The organism is Blastococcus sp. SYSU DS0619 (assembly GCF_054051035.1).
On the sequence record NZ_JBJHAM010000029.1, the window covers coordinates 1 to 26,581 of the forward strand.

Here is a 26,581-nt window from a genome sequence, read left to right on the forward strand (position 1 = left end):
CCCCCCCCACCCCCCCCCCCCCCCCCCCCCCCCCCCCCCCCCCCCCCCCCCCCCCCCCCCCCCCCCCCCCCCCCCCCCCCCCCCCCCCCCCCCCCCCCCCCCCCCCCCCCCCCCGGACCGGGGACCCGCCGAGCCGTGTGACGAGGCTCCCCCGTCGGCTTCCCCGCCCCGGCGGATACTGGCGGGCGTGACCGAGTCCCGTCCGCCGTCCCGACGTCCGTCCCCGCTGCTGCTGGTCGCCGTCGTCGCGGGTGCGGCCGTCGCGGTCGGCGCGTTCGTGCTGCTGGACCCGATCGTCGCCGCGGCCGTCGCGATCATGGCGGTCACGGCCGTGGGCGTGGGGGTCGCGGCCAGCAACTGGGAGTCGCACGCGACCTTCGAGGAGCGGGAGCACGCCCGGGCCCGTCGTCGCAAGGAGAAGTGGGAGCGCAACGCCGGCGCCCGCGCCCGGGACCGGGCCCGCTGGGAGGCCCACCAGGCCCGGCAGGCGCGCAAGGCCGACGCCCCGGGCAGCGACGCCGCCGGGCGCTGAGCCCCACCCGGTAATCCGTTCGACCGCACGCCCCGGCGTCCCTACGGTGACCGGCATGCGGAACTGATCGCGGCTGCGCTCCCTCCCGAGCGCCCGCCCTCCCCCGAGCCGACCTGCCGCGGCGCGGCCCGTGCCGCCGCCCGCCGTCCGCGCCCGTCCCGGGCGCCGCTCCCTCCCCCTGTCCGGCCGGGTCCCGTGCTGCCCGCACGCCCGCCGGCACCCGTGCCGACCTCCCCTGGAGGCACCCCGTGTCACGTCCTGTCCTCCCACCCCCCGCCGCCGAGGCGCGCGGCGCGCTGCCCGACGCCGACCACCCGGCGTTCGACCGGCTCGCCGCCGCCGTCCTCGCCCGCCCGTCGGCCCCGCTCGGGGCGCAGCTGCGCGCCCTGCTGCCGGGTACCGCGGGGATCCGCTGGCTGCACCAGGAGTCCCTGCCCCCGACCGCCCGCCCGGCCGACCTCACCGGCCCGCAGTGGAGCTCGCTGTTCCGGTGCTGGACCTCGACCGCCTCGGTGCCGCACGGGCGGGCCGGCGGCGGTCCCGGCGGCCGGCCCTCCCCGCACGGCCACGCGCCCGCGGCCATGGCCTCGCCGCGCTGGCACTGACTGCCGCGGATCAGTCCCCGACCGCGTCCTCGGCCGTCAGGTCGTCGGCGCGGTCGGGGAACGCGAACGCCTCGGCCAGCGCCTGCCGCAGCGACCAGGCGCCCGCCCGCCAGGCCAGCGCCCGCCCGAGCGCCTCCGGCGTGCCGTCGACGTGGTCGGCGTCCTCCCCCGGCCACCACGCGACCGGCCGCCCGGCCACCGTCAGCGGCGCGTGCACGGCCACCTCCCCCGTCAGCCCGGCCCGGCCCAGCCGGGCGGCGGCCAGCGCGGCACCGGGCAGCTCCGCCCAGCGGAGCCGGCGCACCGGGGCGCTGGTGACGGCGCCCCGCACCACCTCACCGGCCAGCGGGAGGTCCAGCAGGTCGGCCACCGCCCCCGGCGCACCCCCGGCCGGCACCACCGGCAGGTCCAGCAGCGGGAGCAGGTGCGGCGCGTCCAGCACGACCGCCCGCTCCACCACCCGTCCCGTCGCGACCCGCACCCGCGCCGGCGGCTCGACGTCCACCCCGTCGAGGACGGCGGCCAGCCGGGCGTGCACGGTGGCGAGGGTCCCGGGGGGCACGGTGCGCGCCGGGTCCCCGAGCCGGTCCAGCAGGTCCAGGGCGCCGTCGGGGTCGGCGAGGACGTCGTCCAGCGTCGCCGGCGGGCGCAGCAGCCCCAGCAGCGGTTCGTCGAGCGGCGCGGGGTCGTACAGCCCGGCCAGCTCCGTGCTGCCCGGGTGCGCCAGCCGCCCCGGGCGCCGGCCCGCCAGCACCGGGTGGGTCAGCAGCCACCAGCGCAGGTAGCCCGGCGCGGGCACCCCGTCGACGACGACGTCGGCCCACGCCTCGGCCGGGGCGGTGGCGAGCAGCGGCAGCGCACCCACCCAGTCGGCCACCAGCTCCAGGTCGCGCACGGCGACCAGCGGCGGCCAGACCGGTGGCGGCCCCGGGGGCAACCGGTCCAGGACGGCGTCGGCCCACTCGTCCGCACCGTCGACGTCGAGGTCGTCGGGGTCGTCGGCCCGCACCAGGGCGAAGCCGTCCAGCACGCCGACGGCTCGCAGCGCGGCCACGTCGGCCCGGGCGGCGAACCCCGGGTCGAGGACGCCCAGCGCCCCCTCCTCGAGGACGGCGGCCAGCGGGGACCCCGGCAGCACCAGCTCCCCCGCCGGCGCGAACCCGCCGTCGGCGTCGGGGAGGGCGAGCTCGGCCAGCCACGGCAGGTCCCGGGCCGTGCCGGGCACGGCGGCGGCCAGCGCCAGCACCGCATCGGCCAGCTCCTCGGGATCCGGGCCGGGAGAGAACCGGTCCCCGGCGCGGTCCAGCGAACCCTCCACCGCGGCCCGCACCGCCGGGTCGCCCAGCACCGCCGCCGGGGTCGCCGGGCGGGCGCCGAGCCGCTCCAGCAGCCGGCGCGCCCCGGGCAGCGCGACGGCGGCGGGGTCGGCCAGCCGCAGCGGCAGCGCGCCCAGCCGCCCGACCGGGAGCCCGGGCTCGGGCAGCAGCACCCCGGCCGGGCCGTGCGCGGTCCGCCCGTCGGCCAGCGGCACCGGCAGCGCGGCGAGCGCCTCCCGGTCGGCGTCGGCGAAGGCGGCGTACAGCGCCGCCCACCAGCCGGCCGGGCGGTCGAGCCCGCGCACCGCATCTCCCACCTCGGCCACCCCTGCCCGGCCGACCCCGAGGGCGGCGAGCGCCGGCCGGTCGTCCTGCCGCGACCAGCCGGCCGGCAGCAGCCCCGGCAGCGCTCCGGTCAGCGCCGCCACGCGGGGCGCGTCGGCGTCGTCGAGCACGACCGCCCGGGCCGGGACCTGGCGCTCCGCCGGCTCCCCGGCGACCGGCAGCCACGCGGTCTCCCGCAGCCGGCCGAGCGCCGCCGTCGACAGGGCGGCGTCGAGCTCGGCGCCGGCCAGGCCGACCCTCGGGACGAGGGCGAGCAGCGCCGGATCGGCCGGCAGCCGCCCGACCAGGTCGGCCAGCGTCTCCGCGGCGGCCGCGACCAGGACGTCGGTGACCGGTCCGGGCAGCACGTGCCGCCGGTCGGGCCCGAGCGGGAACGGCGCGATCAGCCGCAGCGGCAGCCCGAGCGGCTCGTCGCTGGGCGTCGGGGCGTGCACCACCTGGCGGCCGGGCAGGGGCAGCGGGCGGCCCGCCTCGTCCACCGGGACCGCCCAGGTCACCGTCCACGCCCGCCGGTCGCGCTCCTCGACGGCACGGTCGGCGAGCAGCTGCTCCGGCAGCTCCCCCGACCGCTGTGCCACCGCCCACCGGGTGACGACGCCGTCCGCGCTCAGCCGTACCTCCGGCGGCGCGCCGCTCCGTGCCAGCTCCCGGCGCACCCCGTCGACGACGACCTCCACCGCCGCGAGCCCGGGCAGGGCCAGCAGCAGCTCGGCGGAGAGCTGCCGCATCGCGGCCGCGACCGCGGTCCGCGCCCCGGGGCGCAGCGGCAGCACCACCTCGGTGTCGAACCCCTCCGGCGGCTCACCCCCGGCCGGCCAGGGCAGCCGCAGCACGGGCACGGCTCCCTCCCGGCGGGCCAGCTCACCGGCCAGCGGGGCCATCGCCGCCACCTCCGCGCGGGTGCCCGCGGCGCTGAACCGCACGCCGCCGGTGCGGGACACCACCGCCGGCTCGTCGCTCACCGCCAGCACGGCGGCGAACCCGACCCCGAACCGGCCGACCGTCCCGGCGTCGTCCCGCTTCGCCGAGGCCCGCAGCGTGGCCAGGCCCAGCACCCCGGCGGCGTCCAGGGGCGCCCCGGTGTTGGCCGCCCGCAGGACCCCGGCGGCCAGCTCCAGCCGCAGCCGTCCCGGCCGGCCCGCCCGGGCGGCGGCGTCGGCGGCGTTCTGCGCCAGCTCCACGAGCACCCGGTCGCGGTAGCCGCCGCGGACCAGGTCTTCCTCGGCGTTGGCGTCCTCCCGGAAGCGCGCCGGGGACGCGGCCCACGCGTCGAGCACCCGGCGGCGGAGGGCGGCCGTGCCGAAGGGATCCCTCCCAGGGGTTCGGTCGGCCATGCGCCGGACCCTAGGGGCGTCCGCCGGCGGCCGGAACTCCTTCCGGGTGAGGCGAGGGTTCGGGCCACCGGAGAACGGGCACGGTGCCGCCCAGGGACGAACCGGCGAGCAGAGCCGGCGATGAGAGGCGGTCGTGGTGGCGCTCTGGCAGTCCGCGCGCCCGCCGCACGCGTTCGCCGAGATCTGGTGCCAGCAGCTGGCCTCCCTAGGCGAGCTGGCCGGGCTGCGCGCCCGGCTGCGCATCTCCATGACCGGCAGCGCCACCGTGCTGCACCCCGAGCGGGACCACTGGTCCGAGCGGCTGGTGCTGATCGCCGACGAGCTGACGTCCAACGCGCTGCGCCACGGCGGCGCCCCGGTGGCGGCGGTCCTCGGCCGCGCCGACCACTCGTGGATGATCGCCGTCCGGGACGCGAAGCCCGACGTCCCGCCCACGCCGGCGAAGGGCCGTGACCCGGGCCTGGGGGGTTTCGGCCTCTACCTCGTCGCCGATCTGTCGGCGGCCCACGGCTGGTTCACCGAGCCGGGCGCCAAGACCGCCTGGGCCGTGGTGGACGGCCGGCCGGGCACCGCCTGACCCGGGTCAACCACCGCCTTCCGTGCACGGCTGACCGGAGATGCAGACCGGCGGGTCGTACGGCGGCTCCTCGACGTCGTCGGAGCGGCCGTCCAGGTCGGTGATCACCTCGTCCACCGGCCCACCCTCGAACTCCACGACCACACCGGGCGGGCACTCGACCGGCTCGGTCTGCACGTGCCCTCGGTCGCTCCCCCCGGTCCCCGCCTCGATGCGGATCTCGATGCAGGCACCGACGGAGTACTGGGTGTAGGACCAGCCGCCGCCCTCCTCGATCTCGGTGGCGATCGTCCTCACCAGCGTGATGACGTCCCCCTCGGCCGACGAGCGCAGCGCGTACCCGTAGGGATCGAGGGCCTGCAGCGCGGCCGCACCGGTGCTCGTGGGATCCAGCGCACGACGGTGGAGGTGACCCTCGTGCGCCCCGTCCAGCCACTCCTGCAGGTCGTCGGCGGCCCGGTCCTCGATCGACGCGGCGCAGCCGGTCAGCGCGGTGATCAGCGCGGTGCCCGCGACCACGACCGTCTTCCGGACCATCCGGGCAGCATGCCAGCCCGGTACCGCCGTGTCTCGGATCCCGCCGTCGGCACCCGACCCCGTCCGGGCGACCCCCGCGCCGGTGTGTGTGACCCGCGGGTAACGTCCGCCACATGTCGCTCAGCGAAGAGTTGGACACGGTCACCGGCGCCGCCGCGGGCACGGTCGACCGGCACTCGACCACCGAGACCATCGAGTCGACGGCGCCGGCCACCGGGGCGGTCGTCGGCGTCTTCCCCGTGCACGACGAGGCCGCCGTGGGCGAGACCGTCGCGCGGGCCCGCACCGCCGCCGGGCACTGGGCCGCCCTCGGCTTCGACGGCCGCAAGCAGCGGCTGTCGGCCTACCGCGGCTACCTGGCCCGGCGCATGCACGAGCTGGCCGACCTGGTGCACCGCGAGAACGGCAAGCCGCACGCCGACGCGATCCTCGAGATCACCCTCGCCGTCGACCACCTGGCCTGGGCCGCCGGGCACGCCCGCAAGACCCTCGGGCCCCGCCGGATCGCCGCCGGCATGCTCGCCGCCAACCACGCCGCCTACCTCGAGTACCAGCCGCTGGGCGTCGTCGGCGTCATCGGCCCGTGGAACTACCCGGTGTTCACGCCGATGGGCTCGATCGCCTACGCCCTGGCCGCCGGCAACGCCGTCGTCTTCAAGCCCTCGGAGTTCACCCCGGCCGTCGGCGCCTGGCTCGCCGCCGCCTGGCGGGCGGCCGTGCCCGACGTCGCCGAGGCCTTCCAGGTGGTCACCGGCCTGGGCGCCACCGGCGCCGCGCTGTGCCGCGCGCCCGTGGACAAGGTGGCCTTCACCGGGTCGGCCGCGACCGGCCGGAAGGTCATGGCCGCCTGCGCGGAGACCCTCACCCCGGTGCTCATGGAGCTCGGCGGCAAGGACGCGATGATCGTCGACGACGACGCCGACGTGGTCGCCGCCGCCGACGCCGCCGTCTGGGGCGCCATGAGCAACGGCGGCCAGACCTGCATCGGGATCGAGCGGGTGTACGCCACCTCGGCGGTCTACGACCGGTTCGTCGCCGAGGTCACCGCCCAGGTGCAGCAGCTCCGCCCCGGTTCCGACGACGAGGCCACCTACGGGCCGATGACCATGCCGTCGCAGATCGACGTCGTCCGGCGGCACGTCGCCGACGCCACCGCCGCGGGCGGCCGCGTGGTCACCGGCGGGACCGACGCCGACGCCTACCCGGCCGAGGGCTACGTCGCCCCCACCGTGCTGCTCGACGTCCCCGACGACGCCTCCGCCATCCGGGAGGAGACCTTCGGCCCGACGCTGACCATCACGCGGGTCCGCGACTCCGAGGAGGCCCTCGAACGGGCCAACGCGACCAGCTACGGGCTGGCCGGCGCGATCTTCTCCGGCTCCAAGGACAAGGCGATGGACCTCGCCCGGCGGATGCGCAGCGGGATGACCTCGATCAACTCGGTGCTCACCTTCGCCTCGGTGCCGGCGCTGCCCTTCGGGGGCGTGGGCGAGTCCGGGTTCGGCCGCATCCACGGCGAGGACGGGCTCAAGGAGTTCACCCGCGCCAAGGCGATCACCCGCCAGCGGGTGGCGCTGCCGGTGAACCTGATGAGCTTCGGCCGGCCGGCCAACGCCGCCGACGCCCTCGCCCGCGTCATGGGCATGGTCCACGGGCGGCACCGGTGAGCGGCCCGGAGGTGCAGGACGAGTACGACGTCGTCGTCGTCGGTGCCGGGTCGGCCGGCAGCGCCCTGGCCGGGCGGCTGAGCGAGGACCCGACGCTGCGAGTGCTCGTGCTGGAGGCCGGCGGCTCGGACGACGTCCTCGAGGTGAAGATCCCGGCCGGGCTCTACAAGGTCTGGCGCACCCGCCACGACTGGAACTACACGACCGACGAGCAGCCCGGCCTGGGCGGCCGCAAGCTCTTCTGGCCCCGCGGCAAGCTGCTCGGCGGGTCCTCGTCGATCAACGCGATGATCTACATCCGCGGCGCCCGGGCCGACTACGACGAGTGGGCCGAGCGCACCGGCGACCCGTCGTGGTCCTACGACTCGGTCCTCCCGCTGTTCACGCGGATGGAGGACAACGCCCGCGGCGCCGACGAGTTCCACGGCGTCGGTGGCCCGCTGCGGGTCGAGGACCTGCGCTCGCCGCACCCCTGGACCCGCGCCGTCGTCGAGTCGGCGGTGGCCGCGGGTCACCCGGCCAACGACGACTTCAACGGCGCCACCCTCGAGGGCGTCGGCCAGTACCAGGTGACGCAGAAGCGCGGTCGCCGCTGGTCGGCCGCCGACGCGTACCTGCACCCCGCGGCCGGCCGGCCGAACCTGACCGTCCGGACCGGCGCGCTCACCACTCGGGTGCTCGTCGAGGGCGGCCGGGCGACGGGCGTCGAGTACCGCTGCGGCGGCCGGCTGCACACCGTCCGGGCCGCCCGCGAGGTCGTCCTCTCCGGCGGCGCGGTGAACTCGCCGCAACTGCTCATGCTCTCCGGCATCGGCCCGGCCGACCACCTGCGCGAGGTCGGCGTCGACGTGGTCCACGACCTCCCCGGCGTCGGGGACGGGCTGCAGGACCACCCGCTGGTCCCGGTGGTCTGGAACGTGCGGTCCGGGAAGTCGCTGCGGCTGGCGGAGACGCCGGTCAACCTGGCGAAGTGGAAGGCCGCCGGCCGCGGACCCCTGACCTCCAACCTCGCCGAGGCCGGCCTGTTCACCCGTTCGCGCGCCGACCTCGCCGAGCCGGACCTGCAGATGCACTTCCTGCCGGTCAAGTTCTGGAAGCAGGCGGAGATGGACCCCGACGCCGAGGCCTTCACTTCCGCCGTGGTCCTCGTCGACGTCCACTCCCGGGGATCGGTGCGGCTGCGCTCGGCGGACCCGACGTGGGCACCGGCGATCGACGCCGGCTACCTCACCGACGACCGCGACCTGGAGGCGCTCGTCTCCGGCGTGGAGCAGGCACGGGAGATCGCCGGCGCCGCTCCGCTGGCCGACGTGCTGGCCGAGGAGTGGTCCCCGGGCGGCACGGTCCACGGCCGCGAGGCGCTGCGGCAGTCGGTGCGCGACACCCTCGAGTCGCTGTACCACCCGGTCTCGTCCTGCCGGATGGGCACCGACGAGCAGGCCGTCGTCGACGCCCAGCTGCGGGTGCACGGCATCGAGGGCCTGCGGGTGGTCGACGCATCGGTCATGCCGACGCTCGTCCGCGGCAACACCAACGCGCCGACGATCATGATCGCCGAGCGGGCGGCCGACCTGATCCTCGGCCGCACCCCGGCCGCGCAGCTCACCACCGCCGGCTGACCGCACGGCCCCGCTCTGGGGGTGTTCCTCGCGCTCTGCGGGTCCTGCCGGACCCCCGGAGGACGAGGAACACTCCCAGAGCACGGCGTCAGCCGGTGGTCTGGCGGCCGACCTCGTAGATGAACCGGCCCGCCCGCTCCTGCTCGGCGAGGTGGTCGGCGACCGCCTGGACGGCGTCGGGCTCGGCCGAGACGGCGACCAGGCTCGGCGAGTACACGTCGAACCAGCAGCCGAAGCGCCCCAGCTCCCGCTGCAGCTCGGCCACCCGGTCGTCGCGCTCCAGGTCCGGCCACTCGGGGAACCACACGCGGAAGGTCGCGCGGCCGGCGTCGTGCAGCCGGCGCACGACCACCAGCGGTCCCTCCGCCGTGGCCACCACCTCGACCTCGTCGCCGAGGGCCAGGTCGTAGGCGAACACCGGGACGGCGACGAGCACGGCCCGCCCCTCCCCCGACGGGCGGGCGCGCAGGCCCTCCCAGGCGACCTCGCCGTCGCCGGCCGGGTACACCGCCACCCAGACCGTCTGCGTCGCCGCCGCGACGTCCGGGTGCTCGTCGGAAGTGCGACCCCGGAGACGGCCGACGGTGCCCGGGTGCTCCAGGAAGCTGCTCACGCCGCCCAGCCTAGGGAGCGCGCGACGCCTCACCCGATGTGACCTGACACTCCCTCCCGGTGGGACCACGCGGCGGCCGGGTCTGGTTGAGTACTACGTACCGGCGCCGCCCTCGCTCATCCGGAGCGGCAGGAATCGACGTCGGGCTGAGGCTGCGCCACCTTGGTGCGCCCGGCTGACCGACGTCTCGCCGACGATGCGAGCCCGCCCTGCCCTCGCGCAGGTGCGCCGGCGCTCGCGCTCGCCGAGGTGCTCGTGCGGCCGACCGAGCGTCGAAGGACTCCATTGACCTCCATGCAGAACACCCCCTCCCCCTCCGAGAGCGGCACGCGCCGCCGTCGTGGCGGACGCGGCCGCGGCACCCGCCCGGCCGGCGAGCAGCAGAGCCAGCAGCAGGCTCCGGCCACGCCCGCCGCGCCGGTCGTCCCCGTCGGAGGGGATGCCACCGTGCTGCCGACCGACACCACCTTCGCCGCCCTGGGCGTCCCCGCCCCGCTCGTCGAGGTGCTGACCGCCAGCGGCATCACCTCGCCGTTCCCGATCCAGGTCGCGACGCTGCCGGACAGCCTCGGCGGCCGGGACGTGCTCGGTCGGGGCCGCACCGGCTCGGGCAAGACCCTCGCCTTCTCCCTCCCGCTGGTCGCCCGGCTGGCCGCCTCCACCAGCAAGCGGCAGCCCAAGCGGCCCCGCTCGCTGATCCTGGTCCCGACCCGCGAGCTGGCCAACCAGGTCGCCGCCGTCGTCGACCCGATGGCCCGCGCCCTGGGCATGAAGACGACGACGATCTTCGGCGGCGTCGGCCAGAACCCGCAGGTCCAGGCACTCGCCGGTGGCCTCGACGTGGTCATCGCCTGCCCCGGCCGGCTCGAGGACCTCATCCAGCAGGGCCACTGCGACCTCGGCGCGATCGAGGTCACCATCCTCGACGAGGCCGACCACATGGCCGACCTGGGCTTCCTGCCCGGCGTCAAGCGGATCATGGACCGGACCCCGAAGGTCGGCCAGCGGATGCTCTTCTCCGCCACCCTGGACAACGGCGTCGACGTGCTGGTCAAGCGCTACCTGAGCAACCCGACCACCCACTCGGTGGACCCGGCCGTCGCCCCGGTCAGCACCATGACCCACCACGTCTTCCGCGTGGACGCCGCCGACAAGGGGAAGGTCGTCCAGGAGCTGGCCTCGGGCCTGGGCCGCAGCGTGCTCTTCACCCGCACCAAGCACCAGGCGAAGAAGCTGGCCAAGCAGCTCACGGCGGCCGGCGTGCCGGCCGTGGACCTGCACGGCAACCTGAGCCAGAACGCCCGCGAGCGCAACCTCGAGGCGTTCAGCAGCGGTGCGTCCCGGGTCCTCTGCGCCACCGACATCGCCGCCCGCGGCATCCACGTCGACGACGTGGCGATCGTCGTGCACGTCGACCCGCCCACCGAGCACAAGGCCTACCTGCACCGCTCGGGCCGCACCGCCCGCGCCGGCGCCGAGGGTGCCGTCGTCACCATCGCCACGCCCGACCAGGCCGCCGAGGTCCGCACTCTCGCGCGACAGGCCGGGATCACCCCGGAGGTGTCGGCCATCAAGCCCGGCGCCCGCGAGATCACCGCGCTGACCGGCCCGGCCGCTCCCTACGTGGAGCCGGCGCCGGTGGTGGAGCCCCAGCAGCAGAGCCGTGGCGGCGGCGGCGGTCGCCGTCGCAGCGGCGGGTCGGGGTCGGGCTCCGGCTCGGCCAAGCCCGCGTCGTCCTCCGCCGGCCGGAGCGGCGCGGCGGGCTCCGGTCGCGCCAGCGGCCCTGCCCGCACCCGGGCCGAGCTCGCGGCGCGCGCCGGTTCGTCGTCGGCGGCGTCCTTCAGCTCCCGCTCCCGCCGGGGCCGCTGAGACCACCCGGGGGCGGGCGGCGGAACGTCTTCCGCCCCCCCCCCCCCCCCCCCCCCCCCCCCCCCCCCCCCCCCCCCCCCCCCCCCCCCCCCCCCCCCCCCCCCCCCCCCCCCCCCCCCCCCCCCCCCCGGGCTCCCTGCTCCCCCACCGGCGGTTCCACGGAACCGCCGGAGCCTCAGTTCCCGCTGGCGAAGGCCGCGTCGAAGGCGGCCGCGGGCGGGTCGAACGCCAGCCGGCGGACGAACTCCAGCGCCTCCGGGGCCCCCAGGAGCCGGTCCATCCCGGCGTCCTCCCACTCCACCGAGATCGGCCCGTCGTAGCCGATGGTGTTGAGCATCCGGAAGCATGCCTCCCACGGGACGTCGCCGTGCCCGGTGGAGACGAAGTCCCAGCCGCGCCGCGGGTCGGCCCAGGGCAGGTGCGAGCCCATCCGGCCGTTGCGCCCGTTGCCGACCTGCTTCTTCGCGTCCTTGCAGTCGACGTGGTAGATCCGGTCCTTGAAGTCCCAGATGAACGACACCGGGTCGAGGTCCTGCCACACGAAGTGCGACGGGTCCCAGTTCAGCCCGAAGGCCTCCCGGTGGCCGATGGCCTCCATGGTGCGGACCGTCGTCCAGTAGTCGTAGGCGATCTCCGACGGGTGCACCTCGTGCGCGAACTTCACGCCGACCTCGTCGAAGACGTCGAGGATCGGGTTCCAGCGGTCGGCGAAGTCGCGGTAGCCGTCCTCGATCATCGACTCGGGCACCGGCGGGAACATCGCCACGGTCTTCCAGATCTTTGACCCGGTGAACCCGACGACGACGTCGACGCCGAGCTTGCGCGCCGCCCGCGCGGTCAGCTTCATCTCCTCGGCCGCCCGCTGCCGGACGCCCTCGGGGTCGCCGTCGCCCCACACGCGCGGGTGCACCATGCCGCGGTGCCGCTCGTCGATCGGGTCGTCGCAGACGGCCTGGCCGTTGAGGTGGTTGGAGATGGCGAAGACCTGCAGGCCGTAGCGCTTGAGCAGGTCCAGCTTCTCCTGCACGTACGAGTCGTCGTTCGCGGCGCGCTCGACGTCGAGGTGGTCGCCCCAGCAGGCGATCTCCAGGCCGTCGTAGCCCCACTCGGAGGCGAGCCGGGCGACCTCCTCGAACGGCAGGTCGGCCCACTGGCCGGTGAACAGCGTGACGGGACGGGGCATCAGGCGTCTCCTCGCAGGTAGGTGGTCATGACGGGATCTCGGTCCAGGTCGAGCGGTCGGCGGCGCTCCGCTCGACGGCGTCCAGCACCCGCTGCACCTGCAGCCCGTCGGCGAACGACGGCGCCGGGTCCTCCCCCGCCCCGATGGCGGTGACCAGGTCCACGACCTGGTGGGTGAACCCGTGCTCGTAGCCCAGGCCGTGCCCGGCCGGCCACCACGCGCCGACGTAGGGGTGCTCGGGCTCGGTGACGATGATCCGCCGGAAGCCGGCGGTCTCGGCCGGCTCGCTGCCGTCGAAGAACTGCAGGACGTTCATGTCCTCGAAGTCGAAGGCCAGGCTGCCGGCCGAGCCGTTGATCTCGATCCGGATGCCGTTCTTGCGCCCGAGGGCGAACCGGGTCGCCTCGAACACCCCGAGCGCGCCACCGGTGAACCGCCCGAGGAAGACCGCGGCGTCGTCGACGGTGACCTGCCCGGTCCCCTCACCGCCGACGCCGGACAAGGATCCGGCCGACGCGGGCAGGGGGCGCTCGGTCACGAACGTCTCCAGCGTCGCGCTCACGCCGGTGAGCGCCTGGCCGGTGATGTGCTGCGTCAGGTCGACGACGTGCGCGCCGATGTCGCCGAGCGCGCCGGACCCGGCCTTGTCCTTCTCCAGCCGCCACGACATGGGCGCGGACGCGTCGGCGATCCAGTCCTGCAGGTACTGCGCCCGGACGTGCCGGATCTCGCCGAGCCGGCCCTCGGCGACGAGCTTCCGGGCCAGTCCGATCGCGGGCACCCGCCGGTAGGTGAAGCCGACCATCGACCGGACACCGCGGGTCGCCGCCTTCGCCGCCGCCTCGGCCATCGCCTCCGCCTCGGCCACGGTGTTGGCCAGCGGCTTCTCGCAGAGCACGTGCTTGCCGGCCTCGAGCGCGGCGATGGCGATCTCGGCGTGCGTGTCGCCGGGCGTGCAGACGTCGACCAGGTCGACGTCGTCGCGCTCGATCACCCGCCGCCAGTCGGTCTCGGTGGCCGACCAGCCCAGCTTGCCGGCGGCCTCGGCGACCTTGCCGGCGTCCCGGCCGGCGAGCACGGCCAGCTCCGGCCGCAGCGGGAGGTCGAAGAAGTGGGGGGCGGTGCGCCACGCGTGCGAGTGCGCGGCGCCCATGAAGGCGTAGCCGATCAGGCCGACGCCGAGGGTGCGGGTCATCTGCTTCTCCCAGCGGGGATGGAGCAGCAGGGGAACGCGCTCGCTCCCCTGCTGCTCCCTCGACGGATCAGGACTCGAACGCGCGGTCGATGTAGTCCTCGACGTTCTCGGCGGTGACGACGGGGGCGTTCAGCACGATCTCCCGCGGGACCTCGGGCGAGACCAGGTCCGACATCGACTTGCCCTGCGCGACCAGGCGGGCCAGACGGATGCCGTCGGCGGCCTGGGTGTGCGGGTAGATGACGGTCGCCTGGAGGACGGAGTCCCCCTCCTGGATCTCCCGCATGGCGTTCGCCGAGCCGGCGCCACCGACCATGACGAACTCGTCGCGGCCGGCGTTCTCGATCGCGGCCAGGACGCCGACGCCCTGGTCGTCGTCGTGGTTCCACAGGGCGTCGATCTGCGGGGCGGCCTGGAGCAGGTTGGCCGCGGCCTCCTCGCCACCCTCGACCGTGAAGTCCGCCGCGACCCGGTTGTCGACGTCCAGCCCGCAGTCGGCCAGCGCGTCGGCGAAGCCCTGGCTGCGCTCCTGGGTCAGCGGCAGGGAGTCGATGCCGGCGATCTCGGCCACGACGGCGTCGGGGTTGTCGCCCACCTGCTCGCAGACGTAGGTGCCGGCGGAGACGCCCATGCCGTAGTTGTCGCCCAGGATGGTGGCGCGGGCGGCGAAGGGGCTGCTGAACTCCCGGTCGACGTTGATCACGGGAATGCCGGCCTCCATCGCCTGGAGCGCCACCGGCGTCATCGCGGCGCCGTCGAAGGGCAGCAGCACGATCGCGTCGACACCCTCGTTGATGAAGGTCTCGACCTGGCTGATCTGGGTGCTGACGTCGTTGGTGCCCTCGGCGATGATCAGGTCGATGTCCTCGTACTCGCCGGCCGCGTCCTGCGCCGCCTCCGAGATGCCGGCCATCCAGCCGTGGTCGGCGGCCGGGGCGGAGAAGCCGATCCGGACCGTCTCGCCGGTCTCGTCGTTGGAGCTGGCCGCGTTAGCGCCGGCACCCCCGCCGCCGCCCGAGCCCGAGCTCTCCGGCTCGTTGCTGGTGCAGCCGGCGACGAGCACGCCGGCGCCGGCCAGGGCGACCGCGGTGGACATCAGGCGACGGTAGGGGCGCTGCCTCGCTGCAGACATGTTCTCTCCTCGGTGGGCCTTCTCCGGCGGGTAGCCGGCAGGTGCGGATGGGATGGGACGGGTGGTTCGGTCAGGGGGTGGGGCCGGCTCCGGGCCGGTCGCCACCGGGGGCGCCGGGCACGCTCGTCCCGCCGGCCACCGCGCCCGCCGGGGTGCCCCCGGCGACCGGTCCGCCGGAGGACGACTCGCCCCGGCCGGAGCGCAGGCGGTGCAGCCAGCTGGAGCCCCCGCGTCCCTCGGCCAGCCGCATCTGCAGCAGGACGGCGAGCACGATGATCACGCCCTGCGCGACGGCCTGGATGGAGCTGGACAGGTTGTTGAGCGTGAAGACGTTCTCGAGCGTGGTGAAGATCAGCACGCCCAGGACGGTGCCGACGATCGTGCCGCGACCACCGGTGAGCAGGGTGCCCCCGATCACGACGGCGGCGATCACCTCGAGCTCCAGCATCGTGCCGTGGGTCGAGGTGCCGGTCGTCGTCCGCGCCATGAGCATCACCGCGGCGATGCCGCAGGTGAGGCCGGACAGCACGTACAGCTTGAGGGTGTGCCACTGCACGCGGATGCCGGCCAGCCGCGCCGCCTCGGCGTTGCCGCCGACGGCGAAGGTGTGCCGGCCGAAGGTGGTGCGGTTGAGCAGGATCCAGCCGGCGACCGACACCAGTGCCCAGATGACCACGAGGGAGGGCACGCCCAGGACGTCGCCCCCGAAGAAGTCCAGGAAGCCCTCGTTCTGCACGATCTGGGTCCGGCGGTTGGCGATGATCTCGGCCAGGCCTCGCGCTGCGGCGAGCATGGCCAGGGTGGCGATGAAGGCCACCAACCGGCCGTACGCGATGACGATGCCGTTGACCAGCCCGGCCCCGGCGCCCACCGCGATCGCGGTGAACACCATGACGATCCAGTGGACGTCCTCGGCCATCGCCTGGGTGGCGAGCGTGGTAGCCCACACCGACGAGAGGGCGACCAGTGCGCCCACCGACAGGTCGATGCCACCGCCGATGATCACGAACGTCATGCCGACACTGACCACGCCGATCACGGCGGCCAGCCGCAGGATCGTGAGGACGTTGTCGATGTCGACGAAGCGGTCGGGGGCGGTGACGGCCCCGACGATGCAGAGGAGGCCCAGGGCCACGACCAGGCCCAGGAGACGCCCAGCCGGTCCGGCCATGAAGCCGGACCCCTTGCCGGTCGCGCCCTCCGGCGCGCGGTCCTCCGCCGGCGCGGGCGCGCCCGCTGCCCCGGTCGTCACGGTGCTGCCGGTCATGCCACGTCCCCTTCGTGCTGCTGTGCGGTGGGCTGCTGCCGGTCACCGCGGTGACGCGGGCCGACCGTCCCCTCCATGACGAGGTCGAGCACGGCGTGCTCGTCGAGCGTGTCGGCCGGTTGCTCGGCGACGACGGATCCGTCGGAGATCACCAGCACCCGGTCGGCGAGGCCGAGGACCTCCGGGATTTCGCTGGAGACCACGACGACGGCGACCCCGCGGTCGGCCAGGTCGCGGATCAGGGCGTAGATCTCCGATCGGGCCCCGACGTCGACCCCGCGGGTGGGTTCGTCGAGCAGCAGGACCCGGCAGTCGCGCAGCAGCCAGCGGGCGAGCACGACCTTCTGCTGGTTGCCGCCCGAGAGCGTCCGCACCTCGCGGTCGACGTCGCCCGGTCGGACGTCGAGGGCTTCGACCTGCTCGCGGGCGGCGTCCTTCTCGCTGCTGCCGGAGAGGAAGCCGCCGCGGGCGAAGCGCGCCAGGCTGGCGATGCTGATGTTGCGGTAGACGGCATCGCCCAGCAGCAGCGCCTGGCTCTTGCGCTCCTCCGGGGCCAGGCCCACCCCCGCGGACACGGCGGCGGCCACGCTGCCCGGGCGCAACCGCTTCCCCTCCACGGTGACGGTGCCGCCGGTCGCCTTGCGCGCGCCGTAGATCGTCTCGAGGATCTCCGACCGCCCCGACCCGACGAGTCCGGCGAGGCCGACCACCTCGCCCGGCCGGACGTCGAAGGACACCCCGCGGAAGGTGCCGCGCAGGCCCAGGTCGCGGACCGAGAGAAGCGGTTCGGCGGCGGCGACCGGCCGGCGGTCGGGGAAGACGTACTCGATGTCCCGGCCGGTCATCAGCTCGATCACCTGGCGGGTGGAGGTGTCCCGCACCGGCAGGCCGGTGGCCACGGTGCGCCCGTCCTTCAGCACCGTGATCCGGTCACCGACCTCGCGGATCTCCTCCAGCCGGTGGGAGATGTAGACGACCGCGACCCCGTCGCGGGTCAGGTCGCGGATGACCTCGAACAGGTGCTGGACCTCTTCGTTGTCGAGGACGGCCGAGGGCTCGTCCATGACGATCAGCTTGGCGTCCTGCGACAGCGCCCGGGCGATGCTCACCATCTGCTGCGCGGCCGCGGGCAGCGAGCCGACCTCCGCGGTCGGGCTGATCTCGGGGTGCCCGAGGCGGGCCAGCAGCTTCCCGGCGGCCTCGTTCGCCGGCGCGGGGCGGGCCAGTCCGAAGCGCGACCGCTCCCGCCCGAGGAAGATGTTGTCGGCAACGGTGAGGCCGGCGACCAGATCGAGCTCCTGGTAGATGGTGGCGATCCCGTGCTTCATCGCCGCCTGGGGGTTCGTCAGCGAGACCGGCTCGCCGCGCCACTCGATCCGCCCGCCGTCGGGCTGGTGCGCCCCGGCGAGGACCTTGATCAGGGTCGACTTCCCCGCACCGTTCTGCCCGAGGAGGCAGTGCACCTCGCCGGCGCGTACGTCGAGGTCGACACCGTCGAGCGCACGCACCCCCGGGAAGGTCTTGACGATGCCGTGCATCGCCAGCAGCGGCGCACCCGCCGCGTCGTCGTGCCCCACCCGTGCACCGGTCACCGTGCTCACCTCCGGCACTTTTGCTCACCATTGACCATTAGTCCGCTGAGGCAGCAACATATGTGGCGCGTCACAGGAGGGTCAAGAATCTGGGCGGCGGTTACCGAACTGCAACCGACCGGGTGAACCTGCCCGGAACGGACACCGAGGACGACCGGGCCGCAGCGCGGCCACCGGCGGGATCCCGCAGGACCGCGGATCACCTCGCGAGGGCCTGGACCGACTCCTCGTCGAGGAACTCCTCGATGGCCATGAGCGCCGCACCGACCCGGCCGGAGAGGTCGGGCGCCTCGCTCACCGTGATCTCCAGCGCCCGGGCGGCCAGCGGCATCGAGCGCCGGTAGACGGCCTCCCGGATGCCCGCGAGCAACGGCACCCCGGCCTGGGCGACGCCACCGGTCATGACGATCCGATGCGGGTTGAAGAAGTTGACCAGTGCGGCGAGCACCGTGCCGATCGTGCGCCCGGCGCCGCGGACCAGCTCCAGCGCCACCCCGTCCCCCTGGGCAGCCAACCGCACGACCTCGCGCACCGTCTCGACCGGCAACCCGGCGGCGACGGCGTCGCGCAGCAGCGCGCCACCACCGGCGATGGCCTCCAGGCAGTTCTCCTGCCCGCACCGGCAGACGACGGTCCGCCCGTCGGGCTGGGCGACGTGGATGTGCCCGATGTCGCCGGCGCTGCCCTGCGCTCCCCGGTACACCCGCCCGTCGACGATCACGCCGCAGCCGATGCCCGTGCCCACCTTGACGACGAGCACGTCCTGCACGGAGCCCGCGACGCCGATCTCGCCCAGGGCCATGACGTTCACGTCGTTGTCGACGTAGACCGGGCACTCGTAGCGGCCGAAGGCGCTGGGGATCGGGTGGTCGTGCCAGCCCGGCATGATCGGCGGATGGGAGGGCCGCCCGGTCGAGAACTCGACCGGCCCGGGCACCCCGACACCGACGGCGCACACGTCGGCCGCCGTGAGCCCGACCTCGGCGAGCACCTGCTGGGCCAACCGGTCGACCTCCGCGAGCACGCGCGCCGGCCCGTCGGCGATGTCGATGGGATGGCCGACGGTCCCCAGGATCTGCGCGGAGAGGTCGGTGACCGCCACGTCCACGCTGGTCACGCCGAGGTCGACGGCGAGCACGCACCCGGCGCCGCTGTTGAACCGCAGCAGCGTGGGCGGGCGGCCGCCGGTGCTCCAGCCGCGCCCACCCTCCTCGAGGAGGTTGGCGGCGATCAGCTGGTCGACGCGCGCGCTCACCGTGTTGCGGGAGGCGCCGGTCAGCGCGACGAGGTCCGCCCGGCTCCGGGCGCGACCGGTCCGCACATGGCGCAGCAGCACGCCGGCAGACGCGGAGGTGGACGCCACGCCGCCATAGTGACACGCCGCAGCCGCCACCCCCGGGGTACGTGACCTGGTCGGCGCCCGGTCGAGGCCGACCGGCGCGGGCTCACCGGTCGGGCCATGCTGATTGAGCACTGCACCACCACCGTCGACCAGAGAGGTGCCCCCATGGGCCTGCCCATCACCCTGTCCGAGATCGCGCCCCGGATCTCCGCCGGCGCCTTCATCCTCAACAGCGGCCTCGGCAAGCGCGGCGCCGACGAGGAGGCCGCCGCCGGCATGCACGGCTTCGCCGCCGGCACCTACCCGTTCCTCGCGCAGCTGCAGCCGCAGCAGTTCGCGAAGGCGCTGTCCACCGCCGAGATCGCCATCGGTGCTGCGCTGCTGACGCCGTTCGTGCCCACCGCCGTCGCCGGCGCCGCGCTCACCGCCTTCTCCGGCGGGCTGCTCGGCCTGTACCTGAAGACGCCCGGCATGCGGAAGGAGGGCAGCCTCGCCCCCACCGAGCAGGGGCTGTCCATCGCCAAGGACAGCTGGCTGCTCGGCATCGGCATCGGCCTGCTGGTGCGGGGCACGGTCGACCGCGAGCCCCGCCGGGTGCGCAAGGCCGCGAAGACGCTGGACAAGGCGAACAAGCGGGCCGCGAAGGCCCGCAAGCGCCTCAACGGCTGACCGGCTCCGGGGGCTCGTCCCCCGGCACGTGCACCAGGCCGACCAGCCGGCGCCGGCGCCCGTCGCCGGGCCGGTTGGCCAGCCGCGCCTGCAGGACCGCGCGCAGGTCGCCCGCCAGCTCGCGGAACTCCGCCTCGGTGAGCCACAGCGCGACCTGCCGGTACCCGACCCCGTCGCGCTCCAGGTCGGGCTCCCCGCGCGCCAGGTAGCGGTCGAAGTCCGCCAGCAGCGCCGCGACGAAGGTGGTGAACGCCTGCCGGTGGTCCCCCGCGTTCATCGCGGCGAGGTCGTCGGCGGAGACGTGCGCCGCCGCCAGCACCAGCCGGTAGCTGCGCTCGGCGGCGCCGCGGACCTTCCGCTCCCCCACCACCTCGAGCACCCCGGCGTCGGCCAGGACGCCGACGTGCCGGTAGAGCGTCGCCGCCGGCACGTCGGCGAGCTCGGCGCGCAGATCCCCCGTGGTGAGCGTGCGGTCCCCCAGGAACGCCTGCACGACGCGCAGCCGGACGGGGTGCAGGAGGAGATCGACCGAGTTCATCCGCTCACCGTTCTCATTCTTGACAACGTTCTCGACGCTGAGAATAGTGACCGGCATGGCCACCCTGCAACTGACGCCGTCCACCCTGTCGGTCCGCCTCACCCGCCGCGAGAAGATCGCCGGCCTGCTGCGCGACGTCACCGTGCCGCTCTCGGCCGTGCGCGAGGTCGACGTCGTCCCCGACGCGCTCGCCGCCGCCCGTGGCCTGCGCGCCCCCGGGCTGGGGCTACCCGGCCTGCGGAAGATCGGCACGTGGCGGCGCCCCGGCACGCGCATGCTGGTCTGCGTGCGCCGCGGCCAGCCGGCCGTGCGCATCCGACTGGCGGGCCAGGACTACGACACGCTGCTCGTCGGGGCCGACGACGCCGCGGCCGTGGCCGCCTCGCTCCCCGCGGGCCGCTGACGTGCACGACGTCCCGGTGCAGGTGCCCGGCGCCACCCCGCTCGCCGGCACCCTGACGCTCCCCGACGCCCCGCTGCCGGCGCCCGCCGTGCTCCTCGCCCCGGGCTCCGGCCCGGTGGACCGCGACTCGAACCACCGCCGGGCCCGCTTCGACGTCACCCGCCAGCTCGCCGCCGCGTTGGCCGGCGCGGGGGTCGCCTCGCTGCGCTTCGACAAGCGCGGCGTCGGCGGCAGCCCCGGCGACTGGCGGGCCGCCGGTCTGCACGACAACGTCGACGACCTGGGCGCCGCCCTGGAGCTGCTCCGCGGGCGGCCGGAGGTCGACCCCGGCCGCGTGCTGCTCGCCGGGCACAGCGAGGGCGCGATCCTGGCCGCCGCGCTGGCCGCGCGGGGCGCCCCCGTCCGCGGCGTGGTGCTGCTGGCCATGAGCGCCACCCCCGGCGAGGAGCTGCTCCGCTGGCAGGCGCGGCAGATCGCGCCCACCCTCCCCCGGCCGGTGCGCGCCCTGCTGCGGCTGTTCCGGGTCGACCTGGAGCAGAAGGTGGCGGCCAACCACGAGCGGGTCAAGGCCACCACCACCGACGTCGCCCGCATCGGCGGCGCCCGCGTCAACGCCCGCTGGCACCGCGAGTTCCTGGCGCACGACCCGCGCGCGGACCTCCACCGGGTGTCCGTGCCCGTCCTGGCGGTCACCGGCAGCAAGGACCTGCAGGTCCGGCCCGCGGACCTGGACGTGATCGCGGCGACGGCCGCCGGGCCGGTCGAGACCCACCTCGTCCCAGACCTCACGCACACCCTGCGCCGGCAGCCCGGGCCGGCCAGCACGAGCGCGTACCGGCGGGAGCTGAAGCAGCCGGTGGACCCGCAGGTCATCGACGTGGTCGTCACCTGGTGCATCCGGACGACCACACCGGCCGACGGCGCGTCGACGGCCTGATCGGCGCACGGAAAGCACTTCCCCCGGTAGCCGCCCGGCCCCAGGATCTCGGTCCCACGAGGGCCGCCGGCCGGGCGGCCCGCCCCGAGGAGGTCCCCCGTGCGCTCCTGGAAAGCCCGTCCCGCGGCCCTGCGCCTGGCCGCGCTGATCACGGGGCTGGCCCTCGTCGGAACCGGCTGCGGCTCGGACGACGACGCCGACCCCGATGCCACCGTCGCGGCCCAGGCCGGGACCGAGACCGGGACCGGGTCGTCGGCCCCGACCTCGCCCGAGTCGTCCGCCGCGTCGTCCGCACCGTCGTCCGCACCGGCCGGCGAGCAGGAGGCCGAGACCGTCGGAGCCCAGCTGATCGACTTCGCCATCGAGCTCGACGAGGACGGCTTCGATGCCGGCAGCTACGAGTTCGAGGTGGTGAACGAGGGGGACGCCAGCCACGACTTCGTCGTCGAGCGCGACGGCGCGGACGTCGCCGCCACGCAGGTCCTGCAGCCCGGCCAGTCGGAGACGCTCGCGGTGGAGCTGGAGCCGGGGACGTACGTCTTCTACTGCTCCGTCGGCAACCACCGGTCGATGGGCATGGAGATCACCGTGACGGTCGCCTGATGACCACGACCACGACCCGCAGCCGGCGTTCGGAGCTGGTGACCTGGGTGCTGCGCGTGGCCGGCGCGGCCCTGCTCGCCGCCATGGGATGGCTGCACCTGGACCTGTGGTTCGACGGCTACCGGACCATCGACGTCATCGGGCCGGCGTTCATGCTCAACGCGATCGCGGGCTTCGCCCTCGCCGTCCTGCTCCTCGCCGTGCCCCGGCGCCTGCTGTGGCCGGCCGCCGCCCTCGGCGCGCTGACCGCGCTCGGCACCCTCGTGGCCCTGATCCTGTCCACCACCGTGGGGCTGTTCGGCTTCGTCGAGAGCACCGCGGCCCCGCTGTGGTGGGAGACGTTCTGGATCGAGGCGGCCGCGGTCGTGGTCCTGACCGCCCTCACGGGGCTCGCCCGGCGGCCCGGCTGACCGGAGCGGGTGGGCGGCTCCCCGCCCACCCGCTCCGGCACCCGTCAGCGGACGCCGAGCAGGTGCTCCATGGCCAGCTGGTCGAGCCGCTCGAACTGCAGGCCGCGCCGGCCCAGCGCCACCGGGTCGTGCGCCTCGGCGCGGAGCGCGTCGAGGCTCTCGCCCTCGGCCAGGGTCGGGACGGCGAGCTCGCCCACGCGGGCGGCCGCCAGCGCCTCGGCGACCTCCGGGTCGGCGCGGAACGCCTGCGCCTTCTCCCGGAGGATCAGGTAGTTCCGCATGCAGGCGCGGGCGGTCTCCCAGACGCCGTCGATGTCCTCGGTGCGCGGCGGCTTGTAGTCGAAGTGCACGTAGCCGTCGTAGGCCTTGCCCGTCCCCGAGCCGAGCATCGTGTCGACGGTCCAGAAGGCGCCGCGCAGGTTGCCCGCACCGAAGCGCAGGTCCTGGTCGAAGCGCGGGCCGTGCTGGCCGTTGAGGTCGATGTGGAAGAGCTTGTCGTGCCACAGCGCCTGCGCGATGCCGTGGGCGAAGTTCAGCCCGGCCATCTCCTCGTGCCCGACCTCGGGGTTGAGGCCGACGCGGTCGGGCTCCTCCAGCTCGTTGATGAAGGCGATGGCGTGCCCGATGCTCGGGAGCAGGATGTCGCCGCGCGGCTCGTTGGGCTTGGGCTCCAGCGCGAAGCGCATGTCGTAGCCCTTCTCGCGCACGTACGCGCAGAGGACGTCCAGGCCCTCCTTGTACCGGTCGAGCGCGGCGGCGACGTCCTTGGTGCCGCCGGACTCCGCGCCCTCGCGCCCGCCCCACAGCACGTAGGTCTTCGCACCCAGCTCGGCGGCCAGGTCGATGTTGCGCAGCACCTTGGCGATCGCGTACCGGCGGACGGCGCGGTCGTTGGCGGTGAAGCCGCCGTCCTTGAACACCGGGGCGCCGAAGAGGTTCGTGGTCGCCATCTCGACGCCCATGCCGGTCTCGTCCAGCGCCTTCTTGAAGCGCTCGAGGTCGGCCGCGCGGGTGGCGTCGTCGGGGACCAGGTCGTCGTCGTGGAAGGTGACCGCGGCCGCGCCGAGCTCGGCGAGCCGGTGGACCGCCTCGACCGGGTCCAGCGGGGGGCGGATGGCGCCGCCGAAGACGTCGACGCCCTCCCAGCCCACGGTCCAGAGGCCGAAGCTGAACTTGTCGTCCTTGGTGGGGGTGAATCGGTCGGTCATGCGGGGATCTCCGTCCAGGTGGATCGATCGCTGGGTTGCTGCTCGCCGGCGCCGGGGACCCGCCCGGAGGCGGGCCGGCCGGCGGACGACGGGGTCTGGGAATGGCCGGTGGCGGGCCGGCTCACCCGGTCACCGGGCGCCCGCACCGGAGGGCGCGAGCTCGGGCACGGGGACGAGCGTGGGGTCGTCGAGGACCGACTCCAGGGCGACGTACGCGCCGCCGCGGACCGCGGCGGTGAACCCGAGGGTGGAGAGCACGACCCGGGCCCCGGCCACGCCGGGTGCCAGCACGCGGGCCTCGAGCTCAGCCAGGAGCGGCGCCATCAGGAAGCGCCCGAGGACGGCGAAGTAGCCGCCGAGGATGACCACCCGCGGGTTGAACAGGTTGATCAGCACCGCGGCGCCCGTCCCGAGCGACCGGCCGACCTGGTGGAGGGCGGCGAGCGTGCGGGCGTCCCCGGCCTCGGCCCGGGCGGCCACCTCGGCCAGCCGGGTCTCCAGGTCCCGCGCCGGATCGCTCACCGGGTCGCCGGGCTCGGCGGCGGCGCGCAGCAGCGCGGCCAGGCCGACCACGGTCTCCCAGCAGCCCCGCCGCCCGCAGCCGCAGACGATGTCCGGATCGCCCAGGGAGGTGTGCCCCACCTCGCCGGAGAGCCCGCCGGCGCCGCGCAGCAGCCGCCCGGCGACGATCACGCCACCACCGACGCCGACCTCACCGGTCAGGTAGACGAGGTCGGGGGTGCGTGCCTGGGAGCCCATGGCCCACTCGGCGATCGCGGAGAGGTTGGCGTCGTTCTCCACCCGGATCGGGAAGTCGACGTCCAGCCGCGTGCGCAGGCCGTCCAGGACGGCGACGTCGTGCCAGCCGATGTTGGGCGCCAGCGTGACCACCCCGTCGGCGCTCCGGACGAGGCCGGCGGCCGCGACGGTCAGCCCCACCGGGCAGGCGCCCACCGCGGCGGCCGCGGCGACGGCGTCGGTCACGACACCGGCCACCGCGTCGAGCGTGGCCTCGGCGCCGAGCGCAGGGATGTCCAGCGCCAGGCGCTGCTCGAAGAGCACCTCGCCACGCAGGTTGGGGACGAGGACGGCCACGTAGTCGACGTTCAGCTCCACGCCGATGCCGCAGACGCAACGGCCGTCCAGGTGCACCGTCAGCCCCGGCCGGCCCACAGAGCCGGCCCGGTCGACGTCGCCGGTGGTGACCAGCCGCCGCTCCGCCAGCTCGGCGACGAGGCTGGAGACGGTCGCCTTGTTCAGGCCGGTCTCCTGGGCGATGCGGGCTCGGGACCTGGGCCCGTGGTCGCGCAGGTGCCGCAGCACCAGGCCGAGGTTGGTGCGCCGCACCGTGGCCTGGTCGGCGGGGGCGCGCCGCTCGGCGGACCCGTCGTACAACGGAGGCACCTCGCCCATGCGCACCTCCTCGGGGAGCACTCTCCCGGTATTCGTCGGATCGACAAACAAATTAGGGGCACGGAGTCGGGTGGTCAAGCCGGGGCGTGGCGCGGGTCACGGACGGGTGATCGGTGCCGTCCCCGGGACCTCCGCCGGGCGGACCGGGAAGACGCCGCCTAAGGTCCCGTTCCCATGACGTCCGTGTCCCCGCTCCCGCCCGCCGCGGCCCCACCCGTCCCTGCTCCGGCCCCGCTCGGCCGGGGCGCGGTCCGATGACCCTGGTCGCGGGCGTCGACACCTCGACGCAGGCCTGCAAGGTCGTCGTCCGGGACGCCGGCACCGGGGAGCTCGTCCGGTCCGGCCGGGCGCCGCACCCGCCCGGCACCGAGGTCGCCCCGCAGGCGTGGGAGGACGCGTTCCGCGCGGCCGCCGCCGAGGCGGGCGGGCTCGACGACGTCGCCGCCGTGGCTGTCGGCGGCCAGCAGCACGGGATGGTGTGCCTGGACGAGCGCGGCGAGGTGGTCCGCGACGCGCTGCTCTGGAACGACGTGCGGTCGGCCCCCGCGGCCGCCGACCTGGTCCGCGAGCTCGGCGACGGCGACGAGGCCGCCGGCCGCCGGGCGTGGGCGGACGCCGTGGGGGTCGTCCCGGTCGCCTCGTTCACCGCGACGAAGCTGCGCTGGCTGGCCGACACCGAACCGGGCAACGCCGACCGCACCGCCGCGGTCTGCCTGCCCCACGACTGGCTCACCTGGCGGCTGTCGGCCGACCGCGAGCTCGGCACCCTGGTCACCGACCGCGGCGACGCCAGCGGCACCGCCTACTGGTCGGCGCGCACCGGCGAGTACCGCCTGGACCTGCTGGAGCACGCCCTGCGCGGCCGCCGGCCCGCCGTGCCGCGCGTGGCCGGGCCGGCCGAGCGGGTGGGCGCGCTGGCCGGCTCCGGCGCCGTCCTCGGGCCGGGTACCGGGGACAACGCGGCCGCCGCCCTCGGCCTCGCGGCCCGCCCCGGCGACGTCGTCGTCTCCATCGGGACGTCCGGCGTGGTGTCCGCGGTGACCCCCACCGCGGTCGCCGACGTGACCGGCACCGTCGCCGGGTTCGCCGACGCCACCGGGAACCACCTGCCGCTGGTCGCCACGCTGAACGCCGCCCGGGTGCTGGACGCGGCCGCCGCACTGCTCGGCGTCGACCACGCGACCCTCTCGGAGCTCGCGCTGTCCGCGCCCTCGGGCGCCGACGGCCTGGTGCTCGTCCCCTACCTGGAGGGCGAGCGGACGCCGAACCTGCCCGACGCCACCGGCTCGGTCCACGGGCTCACGCTGCGCACCTCGACGCCCGCGCACTGGGCCAGGGCCGCGGTGGAGGGCCTGCTGTGCGGCCTGGCCGACGGCATCGAGGCCGTCGTCGCCCAGGGCGTGACCGTGGAGCGGGTCCTGCTGATCGGCGGAGCGGCGCGCTCGGCCGCCGTCCAGCAGCTGGCGCCGGGCATCTTCGGCCGCCCGGTCCTGGTGCCACCGCCCGGTGAGTACGTGGCCGACGGCGCCGCCCGCCAGGCCGCCTGGGTGCTCTCCGGCTCCGCGGCGGCGCCGGAGTGGGCGCAGCCGGGGCTCGATGAGCTCGACGCACCCGCGGCGACGCACGTCCGCGAGCGCTACGCGGAGGTCCGCGGCCGCACCGACGGCCAGTAGGC

General features: G+C 75.5%; 24 protein-coding genes. 12 read left to right on the forward strand and 12 right to left on the reverse strand.

The features are described from left to right. Window positions 1-187: 187 nt before the first annotated feature. Together ACI79T_RS19895 and ACI79T_RS19900 are read left to right on the forward strand one after the other, a co-directional pair. Window positions 188-532 (forward strand): hypothetical protein, encoded by a 345-nt coding sequence (locus tag ACI79T_RS19895; RefSeq protein ID WP_456611820.1) that lies wholly within the window; start codon window positions 188-190, stop codon window positions 530-532. Between the two features lie 248 nt (window positions 533-780). Further along, on the forward strand, window positions 781-1,137 hold the full coding sequence (locus ACI79T_RS19900) for a hypothetical protein (RefSeq protein ID WP_456611821.1): 357 nt from the start codon (window positions 781-783) through the stop codon (window positions 1,135-1,137). A gap of 10 nt (window positions 1,138-1,147) precedes the next feature. Here ACI79T_RS19900 and ACI79T_RS19905 read toward each other — a convergent pair whose 3' ends face one another. Further along, entirely contained in the window at window positions 1,148-4,132 is a 2,985-nt protein-coding gene (locus ACI79T_RS19905) for a sacsin N-terminal ATP-binding-like domain-containing protein (protein ID WP_456611822.1), read from the reverse strand. Window positions 4,133-4,268: 136 nt separating this feature from the next. Here ACI79T_RS19905 and ACI79T_RS19910 point away from each other — a divergent pair, with 136 nt between their 5' ends. Then, complete coding sequence (locus ACI79T_RS19910; protein ID WP_456611823.1) at window positions 4,269-4,709, forward strand: ATP-binding protein; 441 nt, start codon at window positions 4,269-4,271, stop codon at window positions 4,707-4,709. A 6-nt stretch (window positions 4,710-4,715) separates the two neighbouring features. Here the strand turns inward: ACI79T_RS19910 and ACI79T_RS19915 are convergent, their stop codons facing one another. Further along, window positions 4,716-5,246, reverse strand: a complete 531-nt coding sequence (locus tag ACI79T_RS19915) for a hypothetical protein (protein ID WP_456611824.1) — start codon at window positions 5,244-5,246, stop codon at window positions 4,716-4,718. 113 nt (window positions 5,247-5,359) lie between these two features. Between ACI79T_RS19915 and ACI79T_RS19920 the strand changes: the two genes are divergently transcribed. After that, window positions 5,360-6,913, forward strand: a complete 1,554-nt coding sequence (locus ACI79T_RS19920) for an aldehyde dehydrogenase family protein (protein ID WP_456611825.1) — start codon at window positions 5,360-5,362, stop codon at window positions 6,911-6,913. Further along, window positions 6,910-8,532: a GMC family oxidoreductase gene (locus ACI79T_RS19925; protein WP_456611826.1), complete on the forward strand. Its 1,623-nt coding sequence runs from the start codon at window positions 6,910-6,912 to the stop codon at window positions 8,530-8,532. The genes ACI79T_RS19920 and ACI79T_RS19925 overlap by 4 nt, the downstream gene beginning before the upstream one ends. Window positions 8,533-8,620: 88 nt before the next feature. Here the strand turns inward: ACI79T_RS19925 and ACI79T_RS19930 are convergent, their stop codons facing one another. After that, entirely contained in the window at window positions 8,621-9,145 is a 525-nt protein-coding gene (locus ACI79T_RS19930; protein WP_456611827.1) for a DUF4265 domain-containing protein, read from the reverse strand. Window positions 9,146-9,439: 294 nt separating this feature from the next. Here ACI79T_RS19930 and ACI79T_RS19935 point away from each other — a divergent pair, with 294 nt between their 5' ends. Then, on the forward strand, window positions 9,440-11,014 hold the full coding sequence (locus ACI79T_RS19935; RefSeq protein WP_456611828.1) for a DEAD/DEAH box helicase: 1,575 nt from the start codon (window positions 9,440-9,442) through the stop codon (window positions 11,012-11,014). A gap of 175 nt (window positions 11,015-11,189) precedes the next feature. On the opposite strand, the gene ACI79T_RS19940 is transcribed toward ACI79T_RS19935, so the two are convergent. From ACI79T_RS19940 to ACI79T_RS19965, 6 genes are all read right to left on the reverse strand, one after another. Further along, the gene (locus tag ACI79T_RS19940; protein WP_456611829.1) at window positions 11,190-12,197 is read right to left on the reverse strand and encodes a sugar phosphate isomerase/epimerase family protein; all 1,008 of its coding nucleotides are present in this window, start codon (window positions 12,195-12,197) and stop codon (window positions 11,190-11,192) included. A gap of 25 nt (window positions 12,198-12,222) precedes the next feature. Beyond that, a complete protein-coding gene (locus ACI79T_RS19945) occupies window positions 12,223-13,392 on the reverse strand; it encodes a Gfo/Idh/MocA family protein (protein ID WP_456611830.1) in 1,170 nt (389 codons plus the stop codon). 67 nt (window positions 13,393-13,459) lie between these two features. Then, the gene (locus ACI79T_RS19950; RefSeq protein WP_456611831.1) at window positions 13,460-14,488 is read right to left on the reverse strand and encodes a substrate-binding domain-containing protein; all 1,029 of its coding nucleotides are present in this window, start codon (window positions 14,486-14,488) and stop codon (window positions 13,460-13,462) included. Window positions 14,489-14,594: 106 nt separating this feature from the next. Beyond that, the gene (locus ACI79T_RS19955; protein WP_456611832.1) at window positions 14,595-15,791 is read right to left on the reverse strand and encodes an ABC transporter permease; all 1,197 of its coding nucleotides are present in this window, start codon (window positions 15,789-15,791) and stop codon (window positions 14,595-14,597) included. Further along, window positions 15,788-17,383 carry a sugar ABC transporter ATP-binding protein gene (locus tag ACI79T_RS19960; protein WP_456611833.1) on the reverse strand — a complete coding sequence of 532 codons (1,596 nt, stop codon included), beginning with the start codon at window positions 17,381-17,383 and terminating at the stop codon, window positions 15,788-15,790. Before ACI79T_RS19960 ends, ACI79T_RS19955 begins: the two co-directional genes overlap by 4 nt. Before the next feature lie 199 nt (window positions 17,384-17,582). Next, window positions 17,583-18,746 (reverse strand): ROK family protein, encoded by a 1,164-nt coding sequence (locus tag ACI79T_RS19965; protein ID WP_456611834.1) that lies wholly within the window; start codon window positions 18,744-18,746, stop codon window positions 17,583-17,585. Window positions 18,747-18,890: 144 nt separating this feature from the next. Here ACI79T_RS19965 and ACI79T_RS19970 point away from each other — a divergent pair, with 144 nt between their 5' ends. Continuing rightward, a complete protein-coding gene (locus ACI79T_RS19970) occupies window positions 18,891-19,394 on the forward strand; it encodes a hypothetical protein (RefSeq protein WP_456611835.1) in 504 nt (167 codons plus the stop codon). Here the strand turns inward: ACI79T_RS19970 and ACI79T_RS19975 are convergent. Then, window positions 19,384-19,932 (reverse strand): helix-turn-helix domain-containing protein, encoded by a 549-nt coding sequence (locus ACI79T_RS19975; RefSeq protein WP_456611836.1) that lies wholly within the window; start codon window positions 19,930-19,932, stop codon window positions 19,384-19,386. The two genes, ACI79T_RS19970 and ACI79T_RS19975, sit on opposite strands and share 11 nt — an antisense overlap. A 55-nt stretch (window positions 19,933-19,987) precedes the next feature. Here ACI79T_RS19975 and ACI79T_RS19980 point away from each other — a divergent pair, with 55 nt between their 5' ends. From ACI79T_RS19980 to ACI79T_RS19995, 4 genes are all read left to right on the forward strand, one after another. Further along, on the forward strand, window positions 19,988-20,335 hold the full coding sequence (locus tag ACI79T_RS19980; RefSeq protein WP_456611837.1) for a hypothetical protein: 348 nt from the start codon (window positions 19,988-19,990) through the stop codon (window positions 20,333-20,335). Window position 20,336: 1 nt separating this feature from the next. Continuing rightward, window positions 20,337-21,272, forward strand: coding sequence for an alpha/beta hydrolase family protein (locus ACI79T_RS19985; protein ID WP_456611838.1), 936 nt, complete (start codon window positions 20,337-20,339; stop codon window positions 21,270-21,272). A 99-nt stretch (window positions 21,273-21,371) separates the two neighbouring features. Continuing rightward, window positions 21,372-21,875: a cupredoxin domain-containing protein gene (locus ACI79T_RS19990; RefSeq protein ID WP_456611839.1), complete on the forward strand. Its 504-nt coding sequence runs from the start codon at window positions 21,372-21,374 to the stop codon at window positions 21,873-21,875. Continuing rightward, window positions 21,875-22,285 (forward strand): hypothetical protein, encoded by a 411-nt coding sequence (locus ACI79T_RS19995; RefSeq protein ID WP_456611840.1) that lies wholly within the window; start codon window positions 21,875-21,877, stop codon window positions 22,283-22,285. Before ACI79T_RS19990 ends, ACI79T_RS19995 begins: the two co-directional genes overlap by 1 nt. A gap of 44 nt (window positions 22,286-22,329) precedes the next feature. Here the strand turns inward: ACI79T_RS19995 and xylA are convergent, their stop codons facing one another. Together xylA and ACI79T_RS20005 are read right to left on the reverse strand one after the other, a co-directional pair. Continuing rightward, a complete protein-coding gene (gene xylA / locus ACI79T_RS20000; RefSeq protein WP_456611841.1) occupies window positions 22,330-23,493 on the reverse strand; it encodes a xylose isomerase in 1,164 nt (387 codons plus the stop codon). Between the two features lie 129 nt (window positions 23,494-23,622). Further along, on the reverse strand, window positions 23,623-24,906 hold the full coding sequence (locus ACI79T_RS20005) for an ROK family transcriptional regulator (RefSeq protein ID WP_456611842.1): 1,284 nt from the start codon (window positions 24,904-24,906) through the stop codon (window positions 23,623-23,625). Between the two features lie 254 nt (window positions 24,907-25,160). On the opposite strand from ACI79T_RS20005, the gene ACI79T_RS20010 reads away from it, so the two are divergent. Next, entirely contained in the window at window positions 25,161-26,579 is a 1,419-nt protein-coding gene (locus ACI79T_RS20010; RefSeq protein WP_456611843.1) for a xylulokinase, read from the forward strand. Window positions 26,580-26,581: the final 2 nt, after the last annotated feature.

What these genes read in the sequence shown, in the direction of transcription:
- ACI79T_RS19905 (WP_456611822.1), bottom strand. Translation starts at nt 4,132, where the DNA reads ATGGCCGACCGAACCCCTGGGAGGGATCCCTTCGGCACGGCCGCCCTC.
- ACI79T_RS19915 (WP_456611824.1), bottom strand. Translation starts at nt 5,246, where the DNA reads ATGGTCCGGAAGACGGTCGTGGTCGCGGGCACCGCGCTGATCACCGCG.
- ACI79T_RS19920 (WP_456611825.1), top strand. Translation starts at nt 5,360, where the DNA reads ATGTCGCTCAGCGAAGAGTTGGACACGGTCACCGGCGCCGCCGCGGGC.
- ACI79T_RS19935 (WP_456611828.1), top strand. Translation starts at nt 9,440, where the DNA reads ATGCAGAACACCCCCTCCCCCTCCGAGAGCGGCACGCGCCGCCGTCGT.
- ACI79T_RS19940 (WP_456611829.1), bottom strand. Translation starts at nt 12,197, where the DNA reads ATGCCCCGTCCCGTCACGCTGTTCACCGGCCAGTGGGCCGACCTGCCG.
- ACI79T_RS19945 (WP_456611830.1), bottom strand. Translation starts at nt 13,392, where the DNA reads ATGACCCGCACCCTCGGCGTCGGCCTGATCGGCTACGCCTTCATGGGC.
- ACI79T_RS19950 (WP_456611831.1), bottom strand. Translation starts at nt 14,488, where the DNA reads ATGTCCACCGCGGTCGCCCTGGCCGGCGCCGGCGTGCTCGTCGCCGGC.
- ACI79T_RS19955 (WP_456611832.1), bottom strand. Translation starts at nt 15,791, where the DNA reads ATGACCGGCAGCACCGTGACGACCGGGGCAGCGGGCGCGCCCGCGCCG.
- ACI79T_RS19970 (WP_456611835.1), top strand. Translation starts at nt 18,891, where the DNA reads ATGGGCCTGCCCATCACCCTGTCCGAGATCGCGCCCCGGATCTCCGCC.
- ACI79T_RS19975 (WP_456611836.1), bottom strand. Translation starts at nt 19,932, where the DNA reads ATGAACTCGGTCGATCTCCTCCTGCACCCCGTCCGGCTGCGCGTCGTG.
- ACI79T_RS19980 (WP_456611837.1), top strand. Translation starts at nt 19,988, where the DNA reads ATGGCCACCCTGCAACTGACGCCGTCCACCCTGTCGGTCCGCCTCACC.
- ACI79T_RS19995 (WP_456611840.1), top strand. Translation starts at nt 21,875, where the DNA reads ATGACCACGACCACGACCCGCAGCCGGCGTTCGGAGCTGGTGACCTGG.
- xylA (WP_456611841.1), bottom strand. Translation starts at nt 23,493, where the DNA reads ATGACCGACCGATTCACCCCCACCAAGGACGACAAGTTCAGCTTCGGC.
- ACI79T_RS20005 (WP_456611842.1), bottom strand. Translation starts at nt 24,906, where the DNA reads ATGGGCGAGGTGCCTCCGTTGTACGACGGGTCCGCCGAGCGGCGCGCC.
- ACI79T_RS20010 (WP_456611843.1), top strand. Translation starts at nt 25,161, where the DNA reads ATGACCCTGGTCGCGGGCGTCGACACCTCGACGCAGGCCTGCAAGGTC.